The organism is Streptomyces fumanus, from assembly GCF_014655295.1.
Taxonomy (GTDB): domain Bacteria; phylum Actinomycetota; class Actinomycetes; order Streptomycetales; family Streptomycetaceae; genus Streptomyces; species Streptomyces fumanus.
The window spans coordinates 403,375-429,625 of sequence record NZ_BNBI01000003.1 but is presented as its reverse complement, the minus strand read 5'-3'; the positions used below and the strand labels follow the sequence as shown (position 1 = coordinate 429,625).

Annotated in this window: 27 protein-coding genes and 1 pseudogene; 18 read left to right on the top strand and 10 right to left on the bottom strand. The window is 73.8% G+C overall.

What is annotated here, in order from left to right:
* Positions 1 to 31: 31 nt before the first annotated feature.
* Positions 32 to 469, bottom strand: a complete 438-nt coding sequence (locus IE316_RS09085) for a hypothetical protein (RefSeq protein ID WP_190203649.1) — start codon at positions 467 to 469, stop codon at positions 32 to 34.
* A 117-nt stretch (positions 470 to 586) separates the two neighbouring features.
* On the opposite strand from IE316_RS09085, the gene nsrR reads away from it, so the two are divergent.
* Positions 587 to 1,033 carry a nitric oxide-sensing transcriptional repressor NsrR gene (nsrR, locus tag IE316_RS09080; protein ID WP_190203648.1) on the top strand — a complete coding sequence of 149 codons (447 nt, stop codon included), beginning with the start codon at positions 587 to 589 and terminating at the stop codon, positions 1,031 to 1,033.
* Between the two features lie 71 nt (positions 1,034 to 1,104).
* Complete coding sequence (locus IE316_RS09075; RefSeq protein WP_190203647.1) at positions 1,105 to 2,307, top strand: globin domain-containing protein; 1,203 nt, start codon at positions 1,105 to 1,107, stop codon at positions 2,305 to 2,307.
* Positions 2,308 to 2,347: 40 nt separating this feature from the next.
* On the opposite strand, the gene IE316_RS09070 is transcribed toward IE316_RS09075, so the two are convergent.
* Positions 2,348 to 3,202: an ABC transporter ATP-binding protein gene (locus tag IE316_RS09070; RefSeq protein ID WP_190203646.1), complete on the bottom strand. Its 855-nt coding sequence runs from the start codon at positions 3,200 to 3,202 to the stop codon at positions 2,348 to 2,350.
* A gap of 143 nt (positions 3,203 to 3,345) precedes the next feature.
* Here IE316_RS09070 and IE316_RS09065 point away from each other — a divergent pair, with 143 nt between their 5' ends.
* Positions 3,346 to 4,398 (top strand): hypothetical protein, encoded by a 1,053-nt coding sequence (locus IE316_RS09065; RefSeq protein WP_373311115.1) that lies wholly within the window; start codon positions 3,346 to 3,348, stop codon positions 4,396 to 4,398.
* Between the two features lie 1,137 nt (positions 4,399 to 5,535).
* The gene (locus tag IE316_RS09060) at positions 5,536 to 6,396 is read left to right on the top strand and encodes a nitrilase-related carbon-nitrogen hydrolase (RefSeq protein ID WP_190203645.1); all 861 of its coding nucleotides are present in this window, start codon (positions 5,536 to 5,538) and stop codon (positions 6,394 to 6,396) included.
* On the opposite strand, the gene IE316_RS09055 is transcribed toward IE316_RS09060, so the two are convergent.
* A complete protein-coding gene (locus tag IE316_RS09055; protein WP_190203754.1) occupies positions 6,377 to 7,963 on the bottom strand; it encodes a carbamoyltransferase family protein in 1,587 nt (528 codons plus the stop codon). The two genes, IE316_RS09060 and IE316_RS09055, sit on opposite strands and share 20 nt — an antisense overlap.
* Positions 7,964 to 8,045: 82 nt before the next feature.
* Complete coding sequence (locus IE316_RS09050; RefSeq protein WP_190203644.1) at positions 8,046 to 8,522, bottom strand: hypothetical protein; 477 nt, start codon at positions 8,520 to 8,522, stop codon at positions 8,046 to 8,048.
* 236 nt (positions 8,523 to 8,758) lie between these two features.
* Between IE316_RS09050 and IE316_RS36180 the strand changes: the two are divergent.
* The 4 genes and pseudogenes from IE316_RS36180 to tcmP all read left to right on the top strand — a co-directional run.
* A pseudogene (locus IE316_RS36180) lies at positions 8,759 to 8,842 on the top strand (IS5/IS1182 family transposase); the annotation flags it as partial.
* Positions 8,843 to 8,904: 62 nt separating this feature from the next.
* Positions 8,905 to 9,090, top strand: a complete 186-nt coding sequence (locus IE316_RS36175) for a transposase (protein WP_190203753.1) — start codon at positions 8,905 to 8,907, stop codon at positions 9,088 to 9,090.
* Positions 9,087 to 9,776, top strand: coding sequence for an IS3 family transposase (locus IE316_RS09040; RefSeq protein ID WP_190203643.1), 690 nt, complete (start codon positions 9,087 to 9,089; stop codon positions 9,774 to 9,776). The genes IE316_RS36175 and IE316_RS09040 overlap by 4 nt, the downstream gene beginning before the upstream one ends.
* A 485-nt stretch (positions 9,777 to 10,261) precedes the next feature.
* Positions 10,262 to 11,443, top strand: a complete 1,182-nt coding sequence (tcmP, locus tag IE316_RS09035; RefSeq protein WP_190203642.1) for a three-Cys-motif partner protein TcmP — start codon at positions 10,262 to 10,264, stop codon at positions 11,441 to 11,443.
* A 24-nt stretch (positions 11,444 to 11,467) separates the two neighbouring features.
* Here the strand turns inward: tcmP and IE316_RS09030 are convergent, their stop codons facing one another.
* Positions 11,468 to 12,214 carry a DUF5131 family protein gene (locus IE316_RS09030; RefSeq protein ID WP_190203641.1) on the bottom strand — a complete coding sequence of 249 codons (747 nt, stop codon included), beginning with the start codon at positions 12,212 to 12,214 and terminating at the stop codon, positions 11,468 to 11,470.
* Between the two features lie 546 nt (positions 12,215 to 12,760).
* Here IE316_RS09030 and IE316_RS09025 point away from each other — a divergent pair.
* Positions 12,761 to 13,468, top strand: a complete 708-nt coding sequence (locus IE316_RS09025; RefSeq protein WP_190203640.1) for an adenosylcobinamide amidohydrolase — start codon at positions 12,761 to 12,763, stop codon at positions 13,466 to 13,468.
* A 25-nt stretch (positions 13,469 to 13,493) separates the two neighbouring features.
* Here the strand turns inward: IE316_RS09025 and IE316_RS09020 are convergent, their stop codons facing one another.
* Positions 13,494 to 14,198 (bottom strand): hypothetical protein, encoded by a 705-nt coding sequence (locus IE316_RS09020; RefSeq protein WP_190203639.1) that lies wholly within the window; start codon positions 14,196 to 14,198, stop codon positions 13,494 to 13,496.
* Between the two features lie 174 nt (positions 14,199 to 14,372).
* Between IE316_RS09020 and IE316_RS09015 the strand changes: the two genes are divergently transcribed.
* The 3 genes from IE316_RS09015 to IE316_RS09005 all read left to right on the top strand — a co-directional run bounded on the left by IE316_RS09015 (position 14,373) and on the right by IE316_RS09005 (position 17,874).
* Complete coding sequence (locus IE316_RS09015) at positions 14,373 to 14,846, top strand: hypothetical protein (protein WP_190203638.1); 474 nt, start codon at positions 14,373 to 14,375, stop codon at positions 14,844 to 14,846.
* A 166-nt stretch (positions 14,847 to 15,012) separates the two neighbouring features.
* A complete protein-coding gene (pgm, locus tag IE316_RS09010; RefSeq protein ID WP_190203637.1) occupies positions 15,013 to 16,653 on the top strand; it encodes a phosphoglucomutase (alpha-D-glucose-1,6-bisphosphate-dependent) in 1,641 nt (546 codons plus the stop codon).
* Between the two features lie 351 nt (positions 16,654 to 17,004).
* Complete coding sequence (locus tag IE316_RS09005) at positions 17,005 to 17,874, top strand: AraC family transcriptional regulator (protein ID WP_190203636.1); 870 nt, start codon at positions 17,005 to 17,007, stop codon at positions 17,872 to 17,874.
* 22 nt (positions 17,875 to 17,896) lie between these two features.
* Here the strand turns inward: IE316_RS09005 and IE316_RS09000 are convergent, their stop codons facing one another.
* A complete protein-coding gene (locus IE316_RS09000; RefSeq protein WP_229910281.1) occupies positions 17,897 to 19,054 on the bottom strand; it encodes a cytochrome P450 in 1,158 nt (385 codons plus the stop codon).
* Between the two features lie 97 nt (positions 19,055 to 19,151).
* On the bottom strand, positions 19,152 to 19,919 hold the full coding sequence (locus IE316_RS08995) for a sulfite exporter TauE/SafE family protein (RefSeq protein ID WP_190203634.1): 768 nt from the start codon (positions 19,917 to 19,919) through the stop codon (positions 19,152 to 19,154).
* A gap of 332 nt (positions 19,920 to 20,251) precedes the next feature.
* Here IE316_RS08995 and IE316_RS08990 point away from each other — a divergent pair, with 332 nt between their 5' ends.
* From IE316_RS08990 to IE316_RS08980, 3 genes are all read left to right on the top strand, one after another.
* Complete coding sequence (locus IE316_RS08990; protein ID WP_373311124.1) at positions 20,252 to 20,509, top strand: transglycosylase family protein; 258 nt, start codon at positions 20,252 to 20,254, stop codon at positions 20,507 to 20,509.
* 90 nt (positions 20,510 to 20,599) lie between these two features.
* Positions 20,600 to 21,370, top strand: coding sequence for a PepSY domain-containing protein (locus IE316_RS08985; protein WP_190203632.1), 771 nt, complete (start codon positions 20,600 to 20,602; stop codon positions 21,368 to 21,370).
* 206 nt (positions 21,371 to 21,576) lie between these two features.
* On the top strand, positions 21,577 to 22,137 hold the full coding sequence (locus tag IE316_RS08980; protein WP_190203631.1) for a snapalysin family zinc-dependent metalloprotease: 561 nt from the start codon (positions 21,577 to 21,579) through the stop codon (positions 22,135 to 22,137).
* Between the two features lie 83 nt (positions 22,138 to 22,220).
* Here the strand turns inward: IE316_RS08980 and IE316_RS08975 are convergent, their stop codons facing one another.
* Both IE316_RS08975 and IE316_RS08970 read right to left on the bottom strand, forming a co-directional pair.
* On the bottom strand, positions 22,221 to 23,099 hold the full coding sequence (locus IE316_RS08975; RefSeq protein ID WP_190203630.1) for a ketopantoate reductase family protein: 879 nt from the start codon (positions 23,097 to 23,099) through the stop codon (positions 22,221 to 22,223).
* Between the two features lie 118 nt (positions 23,100 to 23,217).
* A complete protein-coding gene (locus IE316_RS08970; protein WP_190203629.1) occupies positions 23,218 to 23,799 on the bottom strand; it encodes a TetR/AcrR family transcriptional regulator in 582 nt (193 codons plus the stop codon).
* A 106-nt stretch (positions 23,800 to 23,905) separates the two neighbouring features.
* Here IE316_RS08970 and IE316_RS08965 point away from each other — a divergent pair, with 106 nt between their 5' ends.
* From IE316_RS08965 to IE316_RS08955, 3 genes are all read left to right on the top strand, one after another.
* Positions 23,906 to 24,331, top strand: coding sequence for a nuclear transport factor 2 family protein (locus IE316_RS08965; RefSeq protein ID WP_190203628.1), 426 nt, complete (start codon positions 23,906 to 23,908; stop codon positions 24,329 to 24,331).
* Positions 24,328 to 25,170 carry an NAD(P)H-binding protein gene (locus IE316_RS08960; RefSeq protein WP_190203627.1) on the top strand — a complete coding sequence of 281 codons (843 nt, stop codon included), beginning with the start codon at positions 24,328 to 24,330 and terminating at the stop codon, positions 25,168 to 25,170. Before IE316_RS08965 ends, IE316_RS08960 begins: the two co-directional genes overlap by 4 nt.
* A 144-nt stretch (positions 25,171 to 25,314) precedes the next feature.
* Positions 25,315 to 26,244, top strand: a complete 930-nt coding sequence (locus IE316_RS08955; RefSeq protein WP_190203626.1) for a dihydrodipicolinate synthase family protein — start codon at positions 25,315 to 25,317, stop codon at positions 26,242 to 26,244.
* Positions 26,245 to 26,251: the final 7 nt, after the last annotated feature.

The following is a 26,251-nucleotide window of genomic DNA, read 5'->3' as shown; positions in this document are numbered from 1 at the left end:
AGGGCGCCCCGCGCGTCGCGCACCGGCGCGCTCAGCCGCCCGTGTTCCGCGTGTCGCTCGGGGGCCGAATGCTCAGGCCCGGGCGGCGGCGGTGCGCGGTCAGGTACGTCAGCCCGTCGGGGCCCGCCTCGATGCCGCGCTCGGCACCGCGCGGCAGCCAGGCCAGCTCACCGGCGCGCAGGCCGCGCGGACCGTCGGTGCCGAGCAGGGTGCCGGCGCCGGACAGGACCAGCAGCAGGACGTCGAGGTCGGGCTCGGTGTGCGGGGCGACCCGGGCCGAGGGCGGGAGGTGGACCACGTTGGCGTCCAGTTGCCGTCCGGGTTCGGCCAGTTTCCACAGGGCGCCGGACGGGGCGTCCGGCAGGGCCGCGAGGGCGGCCGTGTCCGTGAGGACCCGCGGCGCGGGCGCCTGGCCGGCCGCCGCTGCCGCTGCCGCCGGGTCCGGTCCGTCGCCGTCCCGTCCCGTCATCCCGGTCACCGTCCCTCGGTCCGCTCCACCGCCGGGCCGCCCGCGTGACGCACTCCACCGGCCGGAACCCGACACCCGAAGAAGCATCGTACATGCGTATTTGCTAGCGTCCGGGAGGTGCGGCTGACGAAGTTCACCGACCTGGCCCTCCGTTCCGTGATGCGCCTGGCGGTCATGAGAGACGGCGACGCCCCGCTGACCACCCGGGAGGTGGCGGACGCCATGGGCGTGCCGTACACCCACGCGGCGAAGGCCGTCACCCGGCTCCAGCACCTCGGCGTGGTCGAGGCGCGGCGCGGGCGCGGCGGCGGGCTGGCGCTGACCGCGCTCGGGCGGCGCGCCTCGGTCGGCTGGCTGGTGCGGGAGCTGGAGGGGGACGTCGAGGTGGTCGGCTGCGACGACGATCCGCCCTGTCCGCTGCGGGCCGCCTGCCGGCTGCGCGGGGCGCTGCGGGCCGCGCAGGAGGCGTTCTACGCCGCCCTCGACCCGCTGACCGTGACCGACCTGGTGGCCTCGCCGACGGGGCCGGTCCTGGTCGGCCTCATGAACCGCCCGCCCGCCTGAGACCCCCGGCCCGCGCCGGGGGTTCCGCACCCGCTTAAACACGAAGATCATCTACCTATTAAGGAGTCGCCGTGCTCTCCGAACAGTCCGTCCCGGTCGTCCGGGCCACCCTTCCCGCCGTCGGTGCCGCCATCGACGACATCACCCGGCTGTTCTACCGGCGGCTGTTCGACGCCCACCCGGAGCTGCTGAGGGACCTGTTCAACCGGGGCAACCAGGCCAACGGGGAGCAGCAGCGGGCCCTGGCCGGCTCCATCGCCGCCTTCGCCGGACTGCTGCTGGAACGGCCCGACGCCCGCCCCGACGCGCTGCTGGCCCGCATCGCGCACAAACACGCCTCGCTCGGCGTCACCTCGGACCAGTACAAGATCGTCCACCGGCATCTGTTCGCGGCGATCGCGGAGGTGCTCGGCGACGCGGTGACCCCCGAGGTCGCCGCCGCCTGGGACGAGGTCTACTGGCTGATGGCCAACGCGCTCACGGCCATCGAGACCCGCCTCTACCAGGAGGCCGGTACCGCCGAGGGCGATGTCCGGCGGCCCATGGAGATCGTCGCCCGCCACGAAGAGACCCCGGACGCCGTCTCCCTCGCCCTGCGCCCCGCCGACGGGAGCCCCGCGCGCTCCTTCCGCCCCGGCCAGTACGTCAGCGTCCAGGTCGAACTCCCCGACGGGGCCCGGCAGATACGCCAGTACAGCCTCTCCACCGCCCCCGGCCGCGACGACTGGCGCATCACCGTCAAGCGGGTCCGCGGCGGCGCCGGACCGGACGGCGAGGTCTCCTCGTACCTGCACGCGAACGCCCGCGTCGGCGATGTCCTCACCGTGTCCGCGCCCTTCGGCGACCTGGTCCTGGCGGAGGGCGACGGCCCGCTGCTGCTGGCCTCCGCCGGCATCGGCGTCACCCCCATGCTGTCGATGCTGGACCACCTCGCCGGCACCGGCGACCGCCGCCCGGTGACCGTCGTCCACGCCGACCGCACCCCGGCCGACCACGCCCACCGCGACCAGCACCTCGCCCTCGCCGCCGCCCTCCCCGGCGCGAGGCTCCACCTCTTCTACGAGGAGCCCGGCGACGCGGCACCGGCCGGAGCGTCGGCCGGACGCGCCGACCTCGGCGCCCTGGACCTGCCCCCGGGACTCACCGCGTACCTCTGCGGCCCGCTGCGGTTCCTGCGCGCCGTCCGCGGCGACCTGCTGCGCCGCGGGGTGCCCGCCGAGCGCGTCCACTACGAGGTGTTCGGCCCCGACCTGTGGCTCGGCCGGTCCGAGTGACCGACGGGCGGACGGAGAGCCCCGCCCCGCCGCCGGCCGCTCACCCGGCCGGCGGGGGCGGCGTGCTCCCGGACCGGCCGGACCAGGCCGCCCAGCGTCCCTCGCGCCGGGCCACGGTGATGGGCCGGCCGAAGCACGCGGTGAGCCGTTCCCCGGTGAGGACCTCGCCGACCGGCCCCCGCGCCAGCACCCGGCCCTCCCGCAGCAGCAGCGCGTGACCGATGGCCGGGGACAGCTCCTCCAGGTGGTGCGTCACGGTCACGGTGGCCAGGTGCGGACGCCCCTCGGCCAACTGGTGCACGGCCTCGATGAGATCCTCCCGGGAGGGCAGGTCCAGCGCGTTGAACGGCTCGTCCAGGAGCAGCAGCGCGGGGTCCGCCATCAGCGCCCGCGCGATCAGGATCCGGGCCCGCTGCCCGCCCGAGCACACCCCGTACGGCCGGTCGGCCAGCTCCTTGATGCCCAGTTCGGCCAGGAGTTCGCGGGCGCGCTCCCGGGTCCGCTGGTCGTACATCCGCCACAGCGGCTGCACCGTGCCGGTGTGGCCGGTCAGGACCACGGTGTGCGCGCCGAGGTCCTCCGGGACCCGCTGGGCCGAGGTGACGTGTCCGATGTGGGCGCGCAACTCCCGCACGTCGACCCGGCCGAGGGTGGCGCCCAGCACCTCGACGCTGCCGGTCGTGGGGTGCATCAGCGCGCCGAGCAGCCGCAGCAGGGTGGTCTTGCCGGCGCCGTTGGCACCCAGCAGCGCCCAGTGCTCGCCGGGCCGCACGGTCCAGTCGACGGCGTCCAGGATCACCTGGTCGGTGGTGTAGCGGCGGACACTCACGTCCCGGAGCCGGACGACGGGCGGCACCGGGCCGTCCGCCGCGTGCTGTGCTGTCTCCCCGGCCATGCGCGAACTCCTCTCGGGTACGGACGACACCGTCCGCACCGCACGGTAGGTGCATCCGCCATGTTCTTGCCGGGTCGTCCGGGTACTGGACGCCCGCTTCGGCACGGCGTGCGCGGGCGCCCGCACCGGGGGAGCCTGGTGCCGTGCAGCGCGGGAGTGCGCGCCGCGGCGGCGGCGCAGACCGGGAACGCCGTGGACGCGGCGCGGACGAGGACGCGGAAGACGTGGAGGCGGCGCTCGACGCCCTCTACACCACCCCGCCGCCCGCCTTCGTGCCCCGCCGCGAGGAACTCGCCGCCCGGGCGCGGACGGCCGGGCGCGCCGAGGACGCCCGCCGCCTCCGCGCCGCCCGCCGCCCCACCCTGGCGGCCTGGGCGGCGAACCTGCTGCTGCGCTCCCGCCCCGAGGAGGCCGCGAAGCTGCTCGAACTGGGCCGCGCGCTGCGCGAGGCGTACCGCACCCTGGACGCCGCCGAGCTGAAGTCGCTGACCGCGCGGCGGCGCGTCGTCGCCGCGCTGTCCCGCCAGGCCGCCGACCTGGCCGACCAGGCCGGACACCGGCTGTCGGACGCCGTACGCCAGGAGGTCGAGTCGACCCTGACCGCGGTCCTGGCCGACGAGGAGGCCGCCGGGCACTGGTCCTCCGGCCGCCTGACCACCGCGCTCACCCCGCCGTCGGCCTTTCCGGGTGATGGATTCTCGGCGGGGGAGGGGAAGGGGGCGTTGGTGGGGGATGAACGTGCGGCGCGGGCCGGGGCGGAGCCCGGGGCGGGAAGTGCTGCGCGGGCCGGGTCGGAGGCCGAGGCCGAGCGTGCTGCGCGGGCCGAGGCGGAGGCCGAGCGCAAGGCGCGGGTCCGGGACGAGCTGGCCGAGCGGCGGCGCAAGCGGCGGAAAGAGGCGGAACGGGCCCGGCAGGCGGCCGAGGAGGCGGTGCGGGGGCTCGATGCCGCACGCGCCGAGCAGGCCGGCGCGGACGCCGCCCGCCAGGACGCGCGCGACCGCCGGGAGGCCGCCGAGCGGCGGGTGACCGAGCTGGAACGGGAACTGCGCCGGGCCCGCGAGGAACTGCGGCGGGCCGACGAGGACCGCGACCGCGCCGAGCACCGCCACCGCGACGCCGCGCACGCCCTCGACCGGGCCGAACGAGAGGCCACCGAGGCCGACCGCGCGCTCCGGCGCCTGACCTCGCGCCGCTAGTACTGCAACGGTGCTTGCCGTGACTGGTGGCCAGGTTGGTCCCATAAGCGTGTCAAGAAATTTACCGGGGCCAGCGCCAATGCGCCCCGGGCCGGGCATGCGGACGTTCGCGCCGCGCCATCTCGCTGAAGGCCGCGACCAGCTCCGGCGCACTCCGGAGCAGCTTTCTGCCCCAGACGGGGCGCCGGGGCAACGTCCGGGCAGCTGGTGCCGCGCCGAACGCCACGGCCCGGACATCCCGGCGAGTACCGGCACGGCCGCGGCGATGACGCCATCGAAGGACGCGAGGACGCTGCCGCCGGCGGCAGCGGCGGCCATGCCGCGCTCGGCCAGCATCATGCGGATCGCGTAGCCGAGCTCGGGCGGCTCACAGCCGCTGAGGCGCACGACCGCGCCGGTGCACCGCTCCGGCTGCTCCTTCCCGGCGGCCTGTTCGTCCGGTCGCGCCGCTCTCCGGGCGGCGACCAGGGCATGATGCACAAGGCCGGCCCCGTGCGGCGCCTTCCTCGCCCGCCCGCGCCCCCAGCCGCCTCAACGCCCCACAAACTGAACTCGCCACCGCCCTCCTCCCCTCTCTTCCAGCCCTACCAGCACACCGAAAGCATCGACGAACCCCTCCACCACGCCCGCAGTGACCACCCCGAGCACCAGCAGGTATCCAAGGACCCACTACTCCGGCAGGTGCCGACGCCGGTCCCGTGCATATGGCGGTGCGCCGGAGCCGCTCCTTCAGAACAGGGTCTGGTCGACCGGTACACGGGCCGTTCGCCGGCAGTTTCCGGGAGAGCCCGTGCGGCGGGGCGGTCCGGGGGCGGCGGGCGACCGGCCCGTGGGCTCTGCGGACGCCGACGGTCGCCGTACGGTCCGTGTTCCGCATCACGTCGCCCGGATCGACTCTCGGGAGAGTCTCACGGCCGACCGTATGCGGAACCGGCGGCGGCCCGCGCCGGACCGCATCCCGGGGCGAGGTCCGCCGCAGCCGCGCGGAGCCGGTCGGGCCCGACGGTGTGGCCCACTGCACTCCGTCTCCGGTGTTCGAACTGTACGCTTTCACGCTGTCTGCCCTTCGTGCCCTCTGCACACCGAGCCCGGCACCCGTGGGCTCCGTTTCGTCGCGAGCCCCCACAAGTCAGGAACATGAGCAACATCACGTACCCCTGCCCGAACCCTTCCGAGACGACCCGGCGGCGAGGCGAACCCGGAGAAGCGGGACCGGTTCGTGACGAGGTGCAGGTCGGATTTCTCCAGTTCGCCCCCCAGGTCCGTTCGGAGAAGGAGAACGTGGAGTTCATCCGTTCGGCGGTTCGCGGGGTCACGGAGGCGCTTGTCGTCCTGCCAGAGTTCTTCCTCGGAAGCTATCGAGCGCACTCGCGCGTGTTTTCCGGCCAAGGAGAGCTGGCGCGACAGCTCGGACCTCTGCTTGCCGCATCCGCAGAGCAGGGGATCAGTTTCGTCGGAAGCCTTCCCGTGCGCTCCGCCGGCAACAGTTTCAACCGCGCGGTGGTGATCGAGTCGGGCAGGGTCTTCCCCGTGCACGACAAGACGAGGCTGTTCGGTGCCGAACTGGACGTTTTCAGCAGGGGGAGGGCCTCGCACCGGATCGTCGACATCGCGGGCCTGCCGAGCACGGTGCAGATCTGCCTGGACATCGTCGACCCCGAGCCGGCTCGTTCCGCAGCGGCGGCCGGTGCGGACCTGGTACTGAGCCCTTCCACCGTGTCGGTCGAGTTCCTGCGGATCATCCACCAGGCGAGGGCGTTGGAGAACCAGGTCGTCAGCGTCTTCTGCAACAGGCACGGCGCGGAGGAGGACGGGACCATTTACCTGGGGCGCAGCGCCGTCTTCTTTCCCGACGGCACCGAGGTCTCGGCGCCCTCCGACGAGGACGCGCTGGAGATCCGTACCGTCCGCGCCGAGCAGTTCGACCGTTGGAAGGCCGTCCGGCGGAACGTTCTGGGGATCCGACCGGCCGGAAGCGCTACCGGGCACCCTGCTTGACCAGGAGACGGTCTTCCAGGACGAGTGCGTCGAGGTTCATGTCCAGGAAGGCCCGGCACGCGTCGGACGGCGTCTCGACCAAGGGCTCGTCACGCCGGTTGAACGAGGTGTTCAGCAGGATCGGCACGCCCGCGCGTTCGTCGAAGCGCTCCAGTAGTTCGTAGCAACGCGGATCCTGACTGCGGCGCAGGGTCTGCACACGGGCCGTACCGTCGACATGGGTGACGGCCGGGATCAGCGCACGCACGCCGGGGCGTACTTTGACGGCGCGCGCCATGAACGGACTCGGCTGATCAAGTTCGAAGAATTCCCCGGCCCGTTCCTCGACGGTCATCGGGGCGAGTGGCCGGAACCACTCGCGCTCCTTGACGGACGAGTTGATGTGGTCCCGCATCCAGGGCCGGCGAGGGTCGGCCAGGATGCTGCGGTGGCCCAGTGCCCGCGGGCCGAGCTCCGACCGTCCCTGCCACCAGCCGATCACCTCTCCGTTCGACAGCCGGGTGGCCACTTCGGGCAGGAGGTCGGAGTCGTCCATGCGCACGCACACGACGCTCGCTCCTGCCTCCCGTACGGCCAACTCGATCTGTGCCGCCGAATACTCCGGGCCGTAGTAGGCGGTATGCATCGTGGTGTCCACGGGCAGCGCGCGCCGTTTCACGTCCAGAAACAGCTTTCCCACGGCCTGACCGTCATCGCCGGGAGCGCACACCACGAACAGTTCCTCGAAAGGCCCGTCCCCGGCCACCCGCCCGTTCGCCACGCAGTTCAGCGCGACACCGCCGGCGAGGCAGAGACGGGTGCTGCCGGTCAAGCGGTGGGCCCGGCGGGCCAGGCCGAGAACGATCTCCTCCAGGATCACCTGGCCGGCGTAGGCGATGTCCATGTCGTCCTGGTCGAAGCAGCCCGCCATCGGGGGCCGGGCACGTGCCGCGACGAGGTCGTCCCACAGGGCCTGGTCCTCCGGCGAGGGCGCCGACCACCCGTAGTACTGCCGGCCGAGGGTGTTGGCCAGCACCGTCGTGGTGAACCTCGGATCGATCCGGTAACCGCCGTCCTCCTCCGTCCCAGCGAACACGCGCAGCCTGTCGAGGAAACGCGAAGGCCGGCCGTACGCGGCGAGGGCCATCGTCTTCCCCTCGTCGTGCAGTCGCCCCATCCCCGCCAGGGCGCCCACGGCGCTGTAGAAGTGACCGATCGAACGTGCCGCGAAAACCCCGCCCGGGTCCGCCTGCTCCTCCACCAGGTGCAGGCCCGCGGCGGTCCCCGCCCAGATGGACGTGGTGACCAGGCGGTCCCCGCAAAAGCCCTGGCCATCCACCACCAGCACCGCGGCCTGCTCGAAACCGGAGCCGTGGAACGCGCTCGCGGCGTGGTTGCGATGGTGGTCGTCGACGTGCAGCCCGTCGACGTTGTCCACGAACTGGTCGCCCGGGCCGCCGAAGTACGGCTGATAGGCGGGGAGAGACCGCAGATGGTAGTAGGCGGGCCGGGGGTCCCAGCTGTGCTTGCGCCGCTCCCCGACGCGCTCGGACGCCAACGCCACGATCCCGCCGTCGGGCAGGAGCATCGCCACGCCACAGTCATGCCAGGAACCTGCATGGCTGTGGACGAGGGCGGGCAGCAAGGAATTCACGGGTCCGCCTGCTGCGTCAGGCCGGGAAGCCCAGTGAGGCGACCCACGTGTAGTTCGACGACTTGTTGCTGAGCCGGGTGACCACGAAGTCGTCGTACAGTCCCGCCGGCACCTCCGTGTCCACCCGGACACGGACGCTGACGCGAGCGGGCGAGGGCCTGTTCGCCAGGTTGATGCTGACGTTCACGCGGTTGTCGTCCGCGCTTGTCAGCCGGGTGCTCGCCAGCTCCACCTCCCTGAAGTGGAGCGGCTGGGAGGGCTCCGGCTCGTAGAGCACCACGGTGATGAGGTGCCCCGGATAGCCGGCGAACGTTTCGACGTCCTCCGTCACGATCTGGAGCGTGGTCGTGTCCGCTCCGCCGGGGTCGGTCTTCAGCAGGGTCAAGGGGATGTCCACGGCGAGCCCGGAGTAGCAGGAGTCGCCGTATACACCGGGCTCGTCGCCCAGGTGTACCCGGCCTTGCCAGACCAACTCGGGCTTGGGGCTGAGCATCGTCTGCCTCCCTGTGGTGTGATGCACATGATGACTCCGTAGCGTAGTTAAAAAACAGCGGATGGTCACTGAAGTGGCGTCCCGTCGTCAATGGCACCCGGGTGATCGCGACACGCACCGCGCCCGACGAGGCCGGCCGGATCCCCGGCGGAGGCGCGCTCCACCTCCTGCCGTCCCGGCGGTCTCTTCCGGCGCGCGGCGTGTCGCGCCAGGTCGGCCGCGGTGGCCGTTCACCGGTGGCTGCCGCCCGCGCCTACCAGGGCGCTGGCGCCACCTTCCGCACCCCCTGCTACCACCACCGCGAACAACCCACCCGCTACCTGAGCTGCCCCCGGTTTGGTGGAGTACCTGAAGCCAGGCTCATGGTCCTGGCCCGAAGGACCTGGGCCTCCACAAGGAGGCCCTGCGCGGCTGGGTCCGCCAGGCCGAGGCGGACACCGGCGAACGCGATGACCGGCTGACCACCGCCGAGCGGGAAGAGCTGAGGCAACTTTGCGAGACCCTTAAGGCCGCGAGCGCGTTTTTTGCGGCGGAAGTCGAACGTCCCCGGACGAGGCCGACCAGGTGATCGAGCACCTCAAGGACAAGGGTCTCGGGGTCGGGTCTACCTGCCGGGTGCTGGGGCTGTCGGAGTCGGCGTACTACGCGCGCAGGAAACGGCCGAAGTCGGCCCGCCGGCTGCGCGACGAGCAGATGATGCCGCTGATCGAACAGGTCCATGCCGAGTCCGGCGGCACCTACGGTGTCCGCCGGATCACCCGCGCGCTCAGGCGCAAGGGCGTCCTCGTGGCCCGATGCACCGTCGAGCGGCTGATGCGTGAGCTGGGCCTGGAGGGCGTGATCCGCGGGCAGCGTCGCCGTACCACGGTGCCGGAGCCGTCGGCACCCAGGCCGCCGGACCTGGTCGACCGCGACTTCACGGCCTCACATCCGGACCATCTGTGGGTGGCGGACATGACGTATGTACGCACCTGGTCCGGCTGGGCGTACGTGGCGTTCGTCCTGGACGTGTACTCGCGGATGATTGTCGGCTGGCAGGTCGCGAACCACATGCGGACCGAACTGCCGTTGGATGCGCTGGAAATGGCGTTGTGGAGGCGCCGGATCAAGAAGGACTCCGGCCTCATTCATCACAGCGACCGCGGGTCGCAATACGTATCAATCCGGTATACCGAGAGGCTGTCCGAGATCGGGGCTTCAGCCTCGGTCGGCTCGGTCGCGGACGCTACGACAACGCGATGGCCGAGGCCCTGAACGGCACCTTCAAGGCCGAGCTGATCGAGATGCAAGGACCGTGGCGGGACGTTGACCAGGTCGAGCGGGCGAGCTTCCAATAGGCCACCTGATACAACGAGGAACGGCTCCACTCCGCCGCTCACCGGCAGTGCGCCCGCCTAAGGATTTCGACCTCGAGGTCGGCATCCTGGCCAGGCTGCTGGCCCGCGACGAAGCCGAACGCCGGGTGTTGATCAACACTGTCGGTTCGGCCTGGGACGGAAATGAGGAGGTCACGAGACTGGGACGGTGGCCCGGGGCCTGGCCAGCGCGGTACCGATGCATGGCGGGTCTGCCACTCGAACGGGTTACGCCCTGCAATCGTGCCCGGGCGCGGTGGGCTCTCAAGCAGCACCGCCGGGCCAGAACTGCGGGGGTTAGGCAATTCACCTCTTGTCGGACTCCGGTGCGTGGCTGACGATTCGTAGCGGAACGGTTGTCCGGACCGTGGCGAGGTGGGGGTCATGTCGACAGGAACGAGCGGAGATTACTGGAAAGACAAAGCACTGCCCAGCGTCTTCAAACATGATCTGCTGAAGCGCTATCTGGCGCAGTTCGGCGGCATGTTGAGCGGCCAGTCGCACGACAAACGGGTGGTCTACCTGGATGGGTACGCGGGCGAGGGCCGTTACGAGAACGGCGCGCCAGCCTCGGCGGAGCTCGCGCTCCGGGTCGCCTCCTACTTCCGCGCCAGCCACGGGGTGACGGTGGAGGGCTTCTTCACCGAGGCGCGGGCCAGGTCGTTCCAGCGGCTGCAGGACGTCGTGGAGGGCTACCGCCGCCAGGGGGTCGTCGCGCACGCTCACTGCGGTGAGGTCGACGGGGTGCTCGACAGCGTCGTCCGGCGGGCAGCAGGCAGACCGCTCTTTCTCTTCCTGGACCCGTGCGGGCTGGTGCTGCCCCAGGACCGGCTCGTGGACGTGCTGGCCAGACAGCGGCCGGACAAGAAACCGGCGACCGAGCTGCTGATGAACTTCAGCATGATGGCGGTGTGGCGGCTGGGCGGGCACGTCCGTTCGCCGAAAGGCAACGAGACCTCGCTGCGGCGCTTCGACGAGGTCTGCGGGGGCGCCTGGTGGCGAGAGTACTTCGCCGAGGCGGCGGCCCCCGGTGCACAGGTCGGCGCTGCGGAGGACGCCATTGAGGCGGTGGCAGCCGAGTACGCCCGCCGCCTGGCCCGCCGCACCGGCATGCTCGTGCATTCGGTGCCGGTCTCTCACGCCCCGCACAAGCGCGCGGTCTACCGGCTGGTGTTCGCCACCCGTAGCCAGTACGGGCTGTGGGTGTTCGGCGACACCGTGGCCCGGGCCCGCGCGGAATGGTGGAAGACCCTGGAACTGCAGGAGACCCGGGACGACCCTGACGCCCTGTTCTCCGCTGTCTCCGTCCTGCGGCCCGACCCGGCCACCGTGGAGAAGGAAGCCGTCCCAGCGATGGCCGCCAACCTGGAGAGACTGCTGAGCGCGGGGCGCCCGGTCCGGCTGGTCGACCACACCCTGGCCGTGTTCGGCGACTACTTCGGGCAGGTCACCGATCCGGCCGCCCGCAAGGCCGTCAAGTACCTGCACAGCCAGGGCAAGACACCCACTACAGGTGTCGGCGGCGACAAGACCCGGGCTCTGGTCGTGCAGCCCGCACGCCCCTGACCAAGCCATCTGCGGCCCGCGGTGCTATACCGTCGCGGGCTGGGGCATTTCGTCCCAGGTGCGGCCGTCCAGTACGCGGCCGCCGGCCTTCGGCGTGCGGCCGCCCCACTGCTTGAAGAAGAACGCGACACCGGCCTGCTGGCACACGTCCCGAATCTGCGCGACCCACGCCTCGTCCAACGGCCGGTGCCTGCGCCCGGACTCGCCACCCGCGATCACCCAGTCGATCCCCGACAGCTCGAGCCCGTCCAGCGGTCCCAGCAGCGGCTCACACGACAGGAACCGCACCGCCGTCGGCACCTGCCGCAAGTCGTCCACGCGCGCCAACTCCTTCGCGCTCTCCACCGACACCCCCATCCACAGGTTGTCCGGCCACTCCAGCCGGCCGGCGACCTGCCGAAGGCGCCGCGCCCGCTTGGTCAACACCTGGTAGGTGTGCTGCGGGGTGTCGGCCATCACCTCGAAGACCCGGCGCACGTAGTCCAGCGGCACCCGGGCGTGGAAGAGGTCGCTCATGGAGTTCACGAACACCGTGCGCGGGCTCTTCCACCCGTAGGGCACTCGCAGGGCGTCCGGATGGACCGTCAGCCCAAAACCCGGACCGGAGGTCCGCGGGTCACCGTCCGTCTGGTACTTCGGCGAGCCCATCGCCTTCAGGCGCTTCGCCAGCGTCAGTGCATAGCAGTTGTCGCAGCCCTCCGACACACGGTCGCATCCCGTGGTCGGGTTCCACGTCGCCTCGGTCCACTCGATCGCACTACGGTCGCTCACTGGTCCCCTCCTGCTGTGTGCTGCCCAACGATGCCCTCCGCCGCCACGTTGCGGGAAGCGACGACCGGGACTGCTGGTGTTCGTACCGATCCTGAACAATCACTAAATAGAACAAAGGTTCACACCGTAGTCGTCCGTACGCGACCCGTCGAGCGGCCCTCACAGCCCTTCCGGCCTCCTGGCGGCGGCGCTGCGCCCGCCACGATCGAGGCGGGCGCAGCGTCCGCGACGACGTCCGGCTCGGGGAACGCACGGCGGCTCAGCTCCCGCATCGCGGCGGTCTGCCGATCCACCGCTTCGGCGATGGCCGGGTCCACCCTCGACGGCCGGACGGCCTGACGGTGCGCCATGATGGCGCGGCGGTAGCCGTCCGGCAGGGTCCGTCGCTGCACCGGCGCGGGGCGTCGCGGGGCAGGAGGGACTTTGCGGACACGGCCTAGCACCCCGTACGCACCGGCACCCGGGCGGGCCCGGCCAGGCGGGCGCGTACGATCGTCCGGTTCGTCGCCCGATCCGTCGCCCGTCCGTCGCAAGGAGCCGCCCCCGGTGTCCGCCGTCCTGCCGCCCGTCCGTACCGGCCCGCCGCGCCTGCTGGAGGGGGAGCGCCTGGTCCGCCGGGAGGACGGCGAGGACCTGCACGCCCTGCTGTGGCGGGCCGGACCCGGCTGGCGGATGGTCAGCAGCGCCGTGCTGGGCGGCGGTGTCGGTGACCGCGCCTGGGTGCTCAACGCCCAGGTCGCGCACGGTTACCGGCGCACCGACCCCGCGCGGCACCTGGCCGGGCTGGCCCGCGCCGCGGGCGCCGACGGCTCCGGCGTCGGCCTGATGACCGCCGCCGACGTGACCCGGCCCGGCCGCGCGGCCGACGGGGGAGTGGAGGCCGTCGTCACCGCGGGCGTCTCGGTACGCGGCTGGGCGGCCTCCCCGGCCCCGGGCGCCGCCGGGACCCCCGCGCCCGGCACGATCAACACCGTCGTCGCCGTGCCCGTGGCACTGACCGACGCGGCCCTGGTCAACGCCGTGCTGACCGCCACCGAGGCCAAGGTGCAGGCGCTGGTGGAGGCGGGGTACGACTGCTCCGGCACGCCCACCGACGCGGTGTGCGTCGCGGCCCGCGTCCCCGGGCCCGGCGCCGGGGCGCACGCCTTCGCCGGGCCGCGCTCGGAGTGGGGCGCCCGACTGGCCCGAGCCGTGCACCACGCCGTCCACTCCGCGCTGCCCGGGCCGCCCCGGACGCCCGCGCGACCGGCGTGAGCGGTAGGCAGGCCGCCCGGTCCGTTCACTCGCCGGTTCCGTCGTCGCCCACGCCCCGCTCCCCGTCCAGGTCGATCAGCCGCTCCAGGGGCGTGCCCTGCGCCCAACGGCCCAGCAGCGCCCCGTCCATGAGCCGGACGCCGCTCCGGCGGCTCGCCCACCGCACGTCCCGGTCGGTGAACCGGCCCCGGTGGACGACGAGTCGGACGAGCGGCTCGGCGTGTCCGGGAGGCGGCCGGCGGGGTTCCTCGTCGGGCAGGGGTTCGGCGACCGGCCGGAAGGCCACCTCCAGGCGCAGGCCCCGGGGGTGGCGGGCCCGCACCCGGGGACGTACCCGATCGCCGGCCGGCGGGTGCGCGGACCAGCCGTCCCGGCGCAGCATCCGGGCCACGGCCGACGCCAGTTGCGGCGTGTCCAGTTCGGCGATCTCCCGCGTGGTGTAGTAGCCGCGCCGACGCCGGGCCGCGGGGCGCAGCCGCCGCAGGACGAACGGGACGGCGAGGGCGAGCAGGACGAGGAAGGCGGCCGGCACACCGATGCCGAGGACGCGGTAACCGGCCGCGAGCCCCGCCACCGCGGCGCACAGCACGAGGACCAGCCCGGCCAGCGCCGGGAACACCTCGCGGAACCCTGGCCCCTGCCGCCCCTCGGCCCGCAACAGCCGCACCGTGCGCCGCCGTCGGGCGCGCGGCGAGCCGTCCCCGCCGGTCGTGCCGCGCCACGATGCCATCGGAGCCGGCCCCCTGCCCCTGGCCCGCCGTCCGGTGCGGACGCGCGGGCGTGTGAACTGCGAGACCTCTACCCGCCCGGGACCGGCCCGGCGCGAGACGGCTGTGTTCCGGCCAGGTTTCGGCCGAAACAGGCATCGACAGAGGCGTTTGCGCAAGCGGCGAGAGGCAACGCGATGTCCATGACTGAACCGACCAAGAACAGCAGCCAGCAGTCCGAGCGGACCGCCGAGTCCACGGCGCGGAAGACCGCCGACAAGGCCACCGCCCCGGCGTCCCGCACGGCGCGCAACGCCGCCGACAAGGCCGGGGACACCGCGGGCAAGGCGGCCGACAAGACCAAGTCGACGGCGAGTGACGCCGCGTCAGCCGCCGGGTCGGGCGCGGGCCGTGCCGCCGAGGCGGCCACCGGAGCCGTGCAGAGCGCCGCCAAGGGCGTCGAGGTGGGCCGGCAGGCGATCATCACGACCTCCGGTCAGGTCGCCGCCACCGCCAAGACCGCGTGGACGGTCATCGCCCACCGCAAGGCCGTCGCCGCCGGTGTCGGTGCCGGTCTGACCGTGCTCACCGCCGCCTCCTACGCGGCCGGACGGCGCGCGGGACGCCAGCCCCAGGGGCCCCTCACCCGGCTCACCGGCGGCCGCATCTGACCCGCACACCCGACCCGGACCCCGTCCGTCCGCCGGCCCGCGCGCGGCGCCGACGGGCCCGGTCCCTCCGCCCCGCCCCGCCCCGGCCCCCGGACGCGCAGGTGACCGGCGGTCCGGGGAAGATAGGGCAGCGAGCGAATGTACGACGATGCGGAGGAGTGGGCGCATGCAGCATGACCGGGCCGGCCGGCCGGCCGGAGCCGAGGACCTGATCGACGTCGCCCGGCTGGTGACGGCGTACTACGCGCTGCACCCGGACCCGGCGGAACCGGGGCAGCGCGTGGCGTTCGGCACCTCGGGGCACCGCGGCTCGTCGCTGGCGGCGGCGTTCAACGAGGACCACATCGCGGCGACCAGCCAGGCCATCTGCGAGTACCGCGCGGCCCAGGGCACCACGGGCCCGCTGTTCCTCGGCGCCGACACGCACGCCCTGTCGGAGCCGGCCAGGGTCACCGCCCTGGAGGTCTTCGCGGCCAACGACGTCACCGTCCTGATCGACGAGGCGGACGGCTACACGCCCACCCCGGCCGTCTCGCACGCCATCCTCACCCACAACCGGGGCCGCACCTCCGGCCTCGCCGACGGCGTGGTGGTCACCCCCTCGCACAACCCGCCCGCCGACGGCGGCTTCAAGTACAACCCGCCCAGCGGCGGCCCGGCCGGCTCGGACGCCACCTCCTGGATCCAGGACCGGGCCAACGAGATCATCGCGGGCGGCCTGAAGGACGTACGCCGTCTGCCGTACGCCAAGGCGCTCGCCGCGCCCGGCACCGGCCGCTACGACTTCCTCGGCAGCTACGTCTCCGACCTGCCGGCCGTGCTCGACCTGGACGCGATCCGGTCCGCCGGGGTGCGCATCGGCGCCGACCCGCTGGGCGGGGCGTCCGTCGCCTACTGGGGCCGGATCGCCGAGCAGCACCGCCTGGACCTGACCGTGGTCAATCCGCTGACCGACCCGACCTGGCGGTTCATGACGCTGGACTGGGACGGCAAGATCCGCATGGACTGCTCGTCGCCGTACGCGATGGCCTCCCTGATCGAGCAGCGGGACCGGTTCCGGATCGCCACCGGCAACGACGCCGACGCCGACCGGCACGGCATCGTCACCCCGGACGCGGGGCTGATGAACCCCAACCACTACCTCGCCACCGCGATCTCCTACCTGTACGCCCACCGCGCCGACTGGCCCGCCGACGCGGGGGTCGGCAAGACCCTGGTCTCCTCCGGGATGATCGACCGGGTCGCCGCCGACCTCGGCCGCCGGCTGGTCGAAGTGCCCGTGGGCTTCAAGTGGTTCGTGGACGGGCTGGTCGACGGCTCGCTCGGGTTCGGCGGCGAGGAGTCCGCCGGGGCGTCCTTCCTGCGGCGCGACGGCTCGGTGTGGACCACCGACAAGGACGGCATCATCCTGGCGCTGCTCGCCTCCGAGATCACCGCCGTCACCGACCGGACGCCCTCCGAGCACTACGCCGACCTTACCGCCCGGTTCGGGGAACCGGCGTACGCGCGCATCGACGCGCCCGCGACCCGGGAGGAGAAGGCCAAGCTGGCCAAGCTCTCCCCGGCGCAGGTCACCGCCGACACCCTGGCGGGCGAGCCGGTCACCACGGTGCTCACCGAGGCACCGGGCAACGGGGCCTCCATCGGCGGCATCAAGGTGGCCACCGAGAACGCCTGGTTCGCGGCCCGCCCCTCCGGCACCGAGGACGTCTACAAGGTCTACGCCGAGTCCTTCCGCGGACCGGACCACCTCCGCCAGGTGCAGGACGAGGCCAAGGAGGTCGTCCTCGCCGCCCTGAACGCCTGACCCGGCGCCCCCTTCACACGCCCGCCCCGCCGCTCCCGGCGGGGCGGGCGTCGTTCTCGGCGAGCGGCGAGCGGCGAGCGGCGGATGGCGGGCGGGTCACTCTTCCGCCGATCGGGTGGTCGTCCCCGGACTCCGCCGGGAACCCGGGTGTGCGCGCCCGCGCGGTGGGCACTCGCCTGTCGCGGGAAGGTGCAGGGGCGTGGCGGCGCGGCAAGGGACGGCCGCGCCGCCACCTGCACACCTCCCTTCGGCCCCACCCCGTCCACCCGACCGGACCCGGCACGGAATGTCGGGTCCGCCGCCGTGCCCGCCGCCTAGCGTGGCGGACGGCGAGAAGGAGAGGGGACGGGCGTGCTGGAGCGGCTCAACCAGGCGATGGAGCACATCGAGGAGCATCTCGACGGGACCGTGGACGCGGCCGAGCTGGCCCGTGTCGCGGCCACGTCGGAGTACCACTTCCGCCGGATGTTCTCCGCGCTCGCGGGCATGCCGCTGTCGGAGTACGTCCGGCGGCGCCGGCTCACGCTGGCGGGCGCGGAGGTGCTCGCGGGCGAGCGGACGCTGCTGGAGATCGCGGTGCGCTACGGCTACGGCTCGGGAGAGGCGTTCGCGCGGGCGTTCCGCGCCGTGCACGGCGTCGGACCCGGCGAGGCCCGCCGCACCGGAGCCGCGCTCAGCTCCCAGCCCCGGATGGCCTTCCGCCTCACCATCGAAGGGAGCAGCAGCATGCGTTACCGCGTCATCGACAAGCCGGACTTCACCGTCGTCGGCCCCAGGACCCGGGTCCCCCTGATCCACTCGGGCCCCAACCAGGCCATCATCGACTTCGTCCGCGGCATAGGCACAGAGACCCTGCGACGACTGGAGGAGCTGTCGGACCAGGAGCCGCACGGCATCGTCGCCGTCTGCGACGGCCTCGACCCGAGCCGGGCGGAAGGCACCGAACTCGACTACTACCACGGGGTGATCACCGCCGCGGACCCGCCCGAGGACACGGCCGCGCTGCGCGTCCCGGCCGGCACCTGGGCGGTCTTCACCACCTCGGGGCCGGCACCGGAGGCGATCCAGACGCTGTGGGCGGACGTGTTCACCCAGTGGTTCCCGTCCACCCCCTACCGCGGCCGGCCCGGCCCCGAGATCCTGCGCACGGTCCTGTCGGACGACGGGGCGCACGCCGACGCCGAGCTGTGGCTCCCGGTGGAGCGGGAACCGGCCCGCTGAGGCGGGGGCCCGGCCGTGCGGCTCAGTCCAGTGCCACGGTCAGGTCCCGGATCTCATAGCCGCCGATGGCCTCCTGGAAGGCGACGCGCGGCGGCCCGGCCATCCGGATGCCGTCGAGGGCGGTCAGGCGGCTGAGCAGGACATCGGTCTCCAGTACGGCGATGTGCGCCCCGGGGCAGCGGTGCGGCCCGTCGCCGAACGACAGCCCCGCCCGCCCGGGCCCGGACGCGATGTCCCGGTCGGGGCGGACCAGCAGCGGATCGGCGCCGACGGCCGCCGGGTCGGTGTTGACGTCCTCCAGGAGCACCTCGACGCACTCACCGGGGCGGACCTCGGCGGGCCCGTCGGGCGTGGGCAGGCGCAGCGCGGCCGTCGCCCGGCGGCGCAGCGTGCCGACCACCGGCTCCAGCCGCAGCAACTCCTGGAGGACCGCCAGCCGTTCGGGTTCCTCCGCCGCCCGGTAGCGGGCCAGCAGCGCCTCGTCGGTGAACAGGTGCCAGGCGGCCAGCGAGATGAACTCCCGGGTGGTGACCATCCCGGCCGCGGCGAAGGTCAGGCACTCGCCGAGGATCTCGGCGTCCGAGCAGCCCTCGGCGAGCAGATGGGAGATCAGGTCGTCGTGCTCCGCCCGGCGGTGCGCGCGGATGGCGGGGCGGACGTCGGCGAGGTGGATGCGCAGCCAGTTGGTGTTCTGCCGGAAGAGCCAGTAGAGGCCGCGCGCACTGGTGAGGCCCGGTTCGCCGAACTCCTCGGGGAAGAACCGCTCCAGCCGGCGGCGGATGCCGGGACGGCTGTACCGCAGCCCGATGACCTCGCTGACCACCCCGATCGTCAGGTCGAACGCGAGGTCCGACAGCGGGGCCCGGCCCGCCGCCCGCAACCGCGCCACCTGTTCCTCGGCGATCCGCACCATCAGGCCGCGGTAGTGCTCGTCGACCCGGCGCGGGGTGAAGTACCGGGCGGTCTGGCGGCGGTGTTCGCGGTGCTCGGGCCCGTCGCGGTACAGCACCGGCCGGCGGATGCGGCGCGGCAGTTTCCGCACGGTCTCGATGCCGAGCCCGGCCTGCACGGTGTCCGGCGCGCGCAGCACCTCCCGGGCCACGGCGTACTCCCGCACCTGCCAGGTCCCGTCCGGCGCCCGGCCGACCGGACAGCCCGGCCGCTCCCGTCCCCGGTCCACCTTCCGTGCGGATTCCCGGCCGTCCTCCACCGGACCACCCCCTCTCGGCCCACCAGTGTGGCCGCACCCCTCGGCGGCTGTCACGACCGCCGGCCGGTCAGCGCGCCAGCAGCAGCACCAGCGCGACGACGCCCCAGCCCACGACCACGCCGCGCAGCACCGCCGGGCGCAGCCTCCGGCCGAATCCCGCCCCCAGTTGCCCGCCGACCGCCGAGCCGACCGCCACCAGCAGCACGGCCGCCCAGTCGAACTCGGCGGCGAACAGGAAGAACACCGCGGCGACCGCGTTGACGCCGCCGACCAGGACGGTCTTGACGGCGTTGAGCCGCTGCAGGGACTCGTCGAGGAAGACGCCCATCAGCGACAGGTACACGGTGCCCTGGGCGGCGGAGAAGTACCCGCCGTAGACGCTGGCCAGCGCCAGCCCGGCGGCGAGCGCCGGACCGCCGTCCCGCCGGGCGGCACCGCCGGTCCGCGTGCGCCACCGCCGCACCCGCGCGTCGATCAGCGGCTGGCACGCGACCAGCAGCAGGGCCAGGCCCACCAGGACCGGCACGATCAGGTCGAACGCGGAGCCGGGCAGCGCCAGCAGCAGCCCCGCCCCGACCAGCCCGCCCGGCAGCACACAGGCGGCCAGTTGCAGCACGCGCCGCCGCTGGCCGGTCAGCTCCCGCCGGTAGCCGATCGCCCCGCCGACCGAACCGGGCACCAGGCCCAGGGCGTTGGAGACCGTCGCGGTGACCGGCGGCAGCCCGACGGCGAGCAGTACGGGGAAGGTGACGAGCGTCCCGGAGCCGACGACGGTGTTGAGGGCGCCGCCGACCGCGCCGGCGAGCAGCACGGCGGTCATCTCCAGGGGCGTCATGGCCGGGCTCCGGCATCCGGGGTGGTCCGCATGGACGGGACGCTACCGGCCGCACGTTTCGGCCCCGGCCGACAGGTGCCGGCACCCTGCTCCGGTACGCGGCGCCCTCTGCCGGCGCGCGATCCGGTGCGCGGGAGGCCGTACGCCGTGCCGCCATCCGGCGTACCCCCGCCTGTCCCGTGCCCGCACGCTCCGTCACGTCGTGCAACAGTCTGTCCATGATGTGGTCACACAACCCTGAGACGACCCAGCGCGGCGCCCTCGTCCGCCGCTCCGTCCGCGCGGTCCTGGTCCCCGTCACGGCCGCGATTGCGCTTGGCACCGCCCCGGCCATGGCCTCCGCCGCCCCGTCCCCGGGCCACCGCGGCACCGACTGGGACGCCATCGCGGCGTGCGAGTCGAGCGGCAACTGGCAGGCCAACACCGGCAACGGCCACTACGGCGGGCTCCAGTTCAAGCCCTCCAGTTGGGCCGCGGCCGGCGGGCTGAAGTACGCCCCGCGCGCCGATCTGGCCACCCGCGCCGAGCAGATCGCGGTGGCCGAGCGGCTCGCCGACATCCAGGGCATGTCCGCCTGGGCCTGCGCCTGAGGGCCGGCCGGGTCGTCCCCACCCGGCCATCCAGGTGGTTTCCGGCGACACCCGGCGTGATGGCTGGACAGCACGGTTAACGACCATCACATGAGTTCTGTGCGACGTCTTCTCTCCGCCCGTCCGGCGGCCCTGATCTGCGCCCTGGGAAGTTCCGCCCTGCTGCTGACCGCTTGCGGGAACGCGGAAACGACCCGCGCCGACGTGGTCGCCGCCGCCCCCACCAGCCCGTCCGCGAGCGGACAGTCCGCCAGCGGTTCGGCCACCGCCAGTCCCTCGTCCAGCAGCCCCTCGGCCAGTGAGTCCTCGATGACCGAGGACCAGGCCGACCGCAAGGCCCTGGTCCCCCAGGCCAAGGTGACCTGGGACAAGGCGGCCGACACCGCGGTCAAGGAGGTACCGAAAGGCAAACTCACCGAGCTGGAGCTGAGACGCGTCTCCGGCGAGTCGCCCTCGGCGTCCGGTTCGGCCAGTCCGTCCACCCCCAACCCCGCCCCGTCCTCGGGCGCCCCGGAATGGGCGGCCAAGGTGGCCGCCCCCGACGGCACCGTGCACGACATCGACATCGACGCGGTCACCGGCAAGGTGTTCCGCTCCCAGCTCGCCGCCGACCAGGACGCGGACGACAAGAGCGAGATCGCCGACCGGCTCGACAAGGCGAAGCAGACCCCCCAGCAGGCCGTGAAGACGGCCACCGGCAAGACCAAGGGCACCGTCACCTCCGTCGAACTCGACGAGAACGACGACAAGCGCCTGGTCTGGTCCGTCGACGTCGTCGACACCGGCAACTGGAACAAGACGACGTACGACATCGACGCCGTCAAGGGCGATGTCGTACGCGAGCACACCGACCGGGACTGAGTGCCCCCGCTCCTGCCCGGCGCGGTCGGTCCCCGGACCCGACGGCGCCGGGCAGCGGTGTGCGCGCCGCGCGGACGGCCGGGACCGGAGTGCACGGCGTGACGGTCGGTCGAACTGACGGATTGGCGCCCGGTTCCGGCGGGCAGGGTGCCCTGGAACCTGAACTGTCATGAGCACGACTGCCTTCCCCCACAAGGAGGTCGACCATGCACATCCGTACGCTGACCAGAGGACTCGCCGCCGCGCTGGTGGTGACGTTCCCGCTGGCGGGCGGCCAGGCCCTCGCCGCTCCCGCCGAACCCGCCGGGGCGGCCGCCCGGGTCGTCACCTACGACGCCAGCGGCGCCGCGGAGTTCCGGTCCGCCGTCGACCGGGGCGCGGCGATCTGGAACGAGAGCGTCGACGCCGTCGAACTGCGCCCGGTGGCGGCCGGGCAGCGCGCCAACGTCCGGGTCCTCGCGGACAACGGCTGGCCCCGCGCCCTGCCCACCTCGCTCGGCAACGGGACCGTCTACATAGGACGGCAGGCCGTCAACCAGGGGTACAACACGGTCCGGATCTCCTCCCACGAACTCGGCCACATCCTGGGCCTGCCGGACCGCAAGCCCGGCCCCTGCTCCAGCCTGATGTCCGGTTCCAGCGCGGGCACCGCGTGCACCAACCCCTACCCGGACGCGGCGGAACGCGCCGAGGTCGAGGGCAACTTCGGCGGCGCCCTCACGGCGAAGCCCGCCCCGGTGCCGCGGGGCACGGTGATCGTCGACTGACGTGAGCGGCGGCCCGTACGCCGGCCCGGGAGCGGGGCGGCGTGCGGGCCGGTGCCGCCGCCCCCTGCGCGGCCCCGCCGTCCTCAGCCGGCGGCGAGTTCGGCCACCAGGCGTTCCGTCACCGGGACCGGGACGCCGTGCCGGGCGGCGGCCCGCAGCACGGCCCCGCCGATCGCGTCGAGCTCCAGCGGCCGGCCCGCCTCGGCGTCGCGCAGCATCGACGACTTGCCGTCCGCCGGGAAGCCGTCGTAGCCCGCCAGCACCCGCTCGGCGCCGGTGCCGCCGCCACTGGCCCGGGCGACGGCGCAGACCTCCGCCACCAGGGCGGTCAGCTCCGCGCGCCGCTCGGTGCGCAGCGCGCCGATGGGCAGCCGGTAGCGGGTGGTCAGCAGGGCGAACGGGGCCAGGAAGGCCAGCTTGCCCCAGAGCACGGCGTTCTCGTCCGGCAGCACCCGGGCCCGGGTCCCGGCGGCTTCGAGCAGCGCGACCACCGGATCGAGGCGCTCGGCGGACCCGGCCAGGTCGATGTCGGTGAACGGGCTGTGGTGCTCGATCACGCCCGGCGCGGTGCGGGCGGACTCGACGCGGATCACCGCCGCCGCCACCCGGTCGGTGCCGAAGTGCCCGCGCAGCACGGCCATGTGGTCCACGCCGTTGAGGAAGGGCAGGACGAGCCCGTCGCCGAGGAGTGGCGCCGGCACCCGGTCCAGGGCGGTGCCGAGCGCGCCGTGCTTGACCGACACCAGGCACAGGCCGGCCGGTTCGCGCAGCACGGTGTCCGCCTCCACCCGGGCCGTGAAGGCACCGTACTGGCGGCTGGTCACCCGGACACCGTGCTCGCGCAGCGCGCGGACGGTCTCCTCCCCGGCGAGGCAGATCACGCGGTGGCCGGCCCGGGAGAGCAGCGCGGCGAGCAGGCCGCCGACGCCGCCGGGGCCGAGTACGGCGATGGTGCGGGACATGACGGGGTCCTCTCTGTCGGCGGGTCGGCACCTGCCCGGCCGCCCCGGCGCACCGGGAGCGGGGAGCCCGGTTGCCGCCCTGGGTCCGTGGCGATGATCACGGGCGGGAGCGCCCCGGTCAATGCCCGGCGCCGAGGAACCGCGCCGTGAACTGCGCCAGCCGGGCGCGCATCGCCTCCCGCGCCACCCCCTGCCCGGCCAGGTGCTCGACGAGATCCGCGCGGACGGCGGCGAGCAGCGCGTGCGCGGCGAAGTCGCCGTCGGCCAGACCGGGGACCCCCTCCAGCGTGGTCCGCAGCAGGGTGTGCCACCGGTCGTAGTGCTCGGCCCCGTACGGGCTGCCGCCGCCGTCGCTCTCCAGGGCCAGTGCGAGGTGGCGGTGGTCGAGCTTGAAGCGGAGCACGGCGTCGAGCAGCGCGGGCACCCGCTCCAGCGGGTCAGTGCCGGGTCCCAGCGGCGGCGGGCCCTCCTCGACGGCCTCCCGCAGCGGCCGCAGCTTCGCCGAGTACAGCGCCCGGATCAGTCCGGCGCGGTCGCCGTAGGCCCGGAAGAGGGTGCCCTTGCCGACTCCGGCCTCGGCCGCGATGTCGGCCATGGTGACGTCCTCGGGGCGCTCGCAGCGGGCGAAGAGGGCGTCGGCGGCGGCCAGGACGGCCGCCCGGTTGCGTTCGGCGTCCTTGCGGGGTCTGCGCTCGGCCACGCGCGGGCTCCTCTCGATTGAAAAACGGACCACGGGTCCGTATTGTTGTCGGTGAAACGGACCGCGGGTCCGCATCTTATCCAGGGAAACGGAGCACACCACACCCATGTCCGCGCACACCTCACCGGCGGAGCTGTTCCGCCACAGCCTGCGCCTGCTGCTGGACAAGGACATCCCGGGCTGGCTCGGCCTGTGGGCCGAGGACTGCTCGATGGAGTTCCCGTTCGCCCCCGAGGGCTGGCCCGCCCGCCTGGAGGGCAAGGAGGCCGTCGCCGCCTACATGCGGGACTACCCCGACCACATCGACCTGCGCGACTTCCCCGACCTGCGCATCCACGAGACCACCGAGCCGGGCACGATCGTCGTCGAGATGCGCGCCGTGGGCAGCCTGGTACGGACCGGCGCTCCCTACGACATGACGTACATCGCCGTCATCACGGTCCGGGACGGGCTGATCACCTCCTACCGCGACTACTGGAACCCCCTCGTCCTCCAGCAGGAGGGCGCACAGTTCGCCGGGTCCGCCCGATGAGCGCCGCCGTCCTCGTCACCGGGGCCACCGGCACCACCGGCGGCCGTACCGCCGCGCGCCTGCTGGCCGCCGGGCACCGGGTCCGGGCCGCGAGCCGCCGCGCCGCCCCGGTGCCCGGCGCGGACCCGGTCCGCTTCGACTGGTACGACGACACCACCCACGGCGACGCGCTGGTCGGCACCGACCGGGTCTACCTGGTGCCGCCCGTCGGCGACCCCGACCCGGCCGCGGTCATGCTGCCCTTCCTGCGGCGGGCCCGCGCCGCCGGGGTGCGGCGCGCGGTGCTGCTCAGCGCCTCGGCCGTCCCCGAGGGCGGCCCGGCGGTGGGGCAGGTGCACCGGGCGCTGCCGGAGCTGTTCGAGGAGTGGGCGGTGCTGCGGCCCTCCTGGTTCATGCAGAACTTCACCGGCGACCACGCCCACGCCCGCAGCATCCGCGAGGACGGCGAGATCCTCACCGCCGCCGGTACCGGCCGCGTGGGCTTCGTCGACGCCGACGACATCGCCGCCGTCGCCGCCCACGCCCTGACCGGCGACCGGGCGCCCGGCACCGACCTGGTCCTCACCGGCCCCGAGGCGCTGAGCTACGACGACGTCGCCGCGCTGGTCACCGAGGTCACCGGCCGGCCGGTCGTCCACCGGCACCTCGGCTACCAGGGGATGCGGGACCGCCTGGCGGCGCTGCTGCCCGCGGAGTTCGCCGCACTGCTGGCCGGCCTGGACCGGGCCGTCGCCGAGGGCGCCGAGGACCGCACCACCGACACCGTACGGCGGATCACCGGCCGCCCCCCGAACAGCCTGCGCACGGTCCTGGAACGGGAGGCGGCACCGGCCGGCTGACCACGGCCCCCGTGCGGGAAACGCCGCCTGCGCCGCCGCCGGGCCGTGTGACACCCTGACAGGACGTAGACGTCCTACGTCCCTTCGCCGACCCGCGCACGGGCCGGCGGAGGGACACGCACCACCGCACCACCTGGAGGCCGCATGACCTTTCCCGCGCCCCTGCGAGGCGTCGTCCCGCCGGTCATCACCCCGCTCACCGAGAAGGGCGAGGTCGACACCGCCTCGCTGCGCCGCCTCGTCGGCCATCTGATCGCGGCCGGGGCGCACGGCCTGTTCCTGCTCGGGTCGAGCGGCGAGGCCGCCTACCTCACCGACGCCCAGCGGCGCACCGTCCTGGAGACGGCCGTCGACGCCGTCGCGGGCCGCGTCCCCGTGCTGGCCGGGGTCATCGAGACCACCACGCCCCGGGTGCTGGACCGGGCCGCCGACGCGGTCCGGGCGGGCGCCGACGCGCTGGTGGCGACGGCGCCCTTCTACGCCCGCACCCACCCCGCCGAGATCGCCGGCCACTTCCGGCGGATCCGCGCCGCCGCCGACCGCCCGCTGTTCGCCTACGACATCCCCGTCGCCGTCCACACCGAGCTGCCCCGCGAGGTGGTGCTCGACCTGGCCGCCGACGGCACGCTCGCCGGGCTGAAGGACTCCAGCGGCGACGACGCGTCACTGCGCCGCCTGCTGATCGACCCGCGCCGGACCACGACCGGCTTCACGGTGCTCACCGGCTCCGAACTCACCGTCGACACCGCCCTGCTGGCGGGCGCCGACGGCGTGGTCCCCGGACTCGGCAACGTCGACCCCCGCGGCTACGTACGGCTGTACGCCGCCGCGCGGGCCGGGGACTGGGCCGCCGCCAAGGCCGAACAGGACCGGCTCGCCGCCCTGTTCGCCCTCACCGAGGCGGGCGACCCCGACCGGATGGGCCCCAACTCCTCGGCGCTCGGCGCGTTCAAGGCCGCCGCCCATCTGCTCGGGCTGATCGACTGCCCCGCCACCGCCGCCCCGCAGATCCCCCTCGACGAGCGGGCCGTGGCCCGGGTCCGCACCCACCTCGCCGAGGCCGGACTCCTGTGACCCGGGC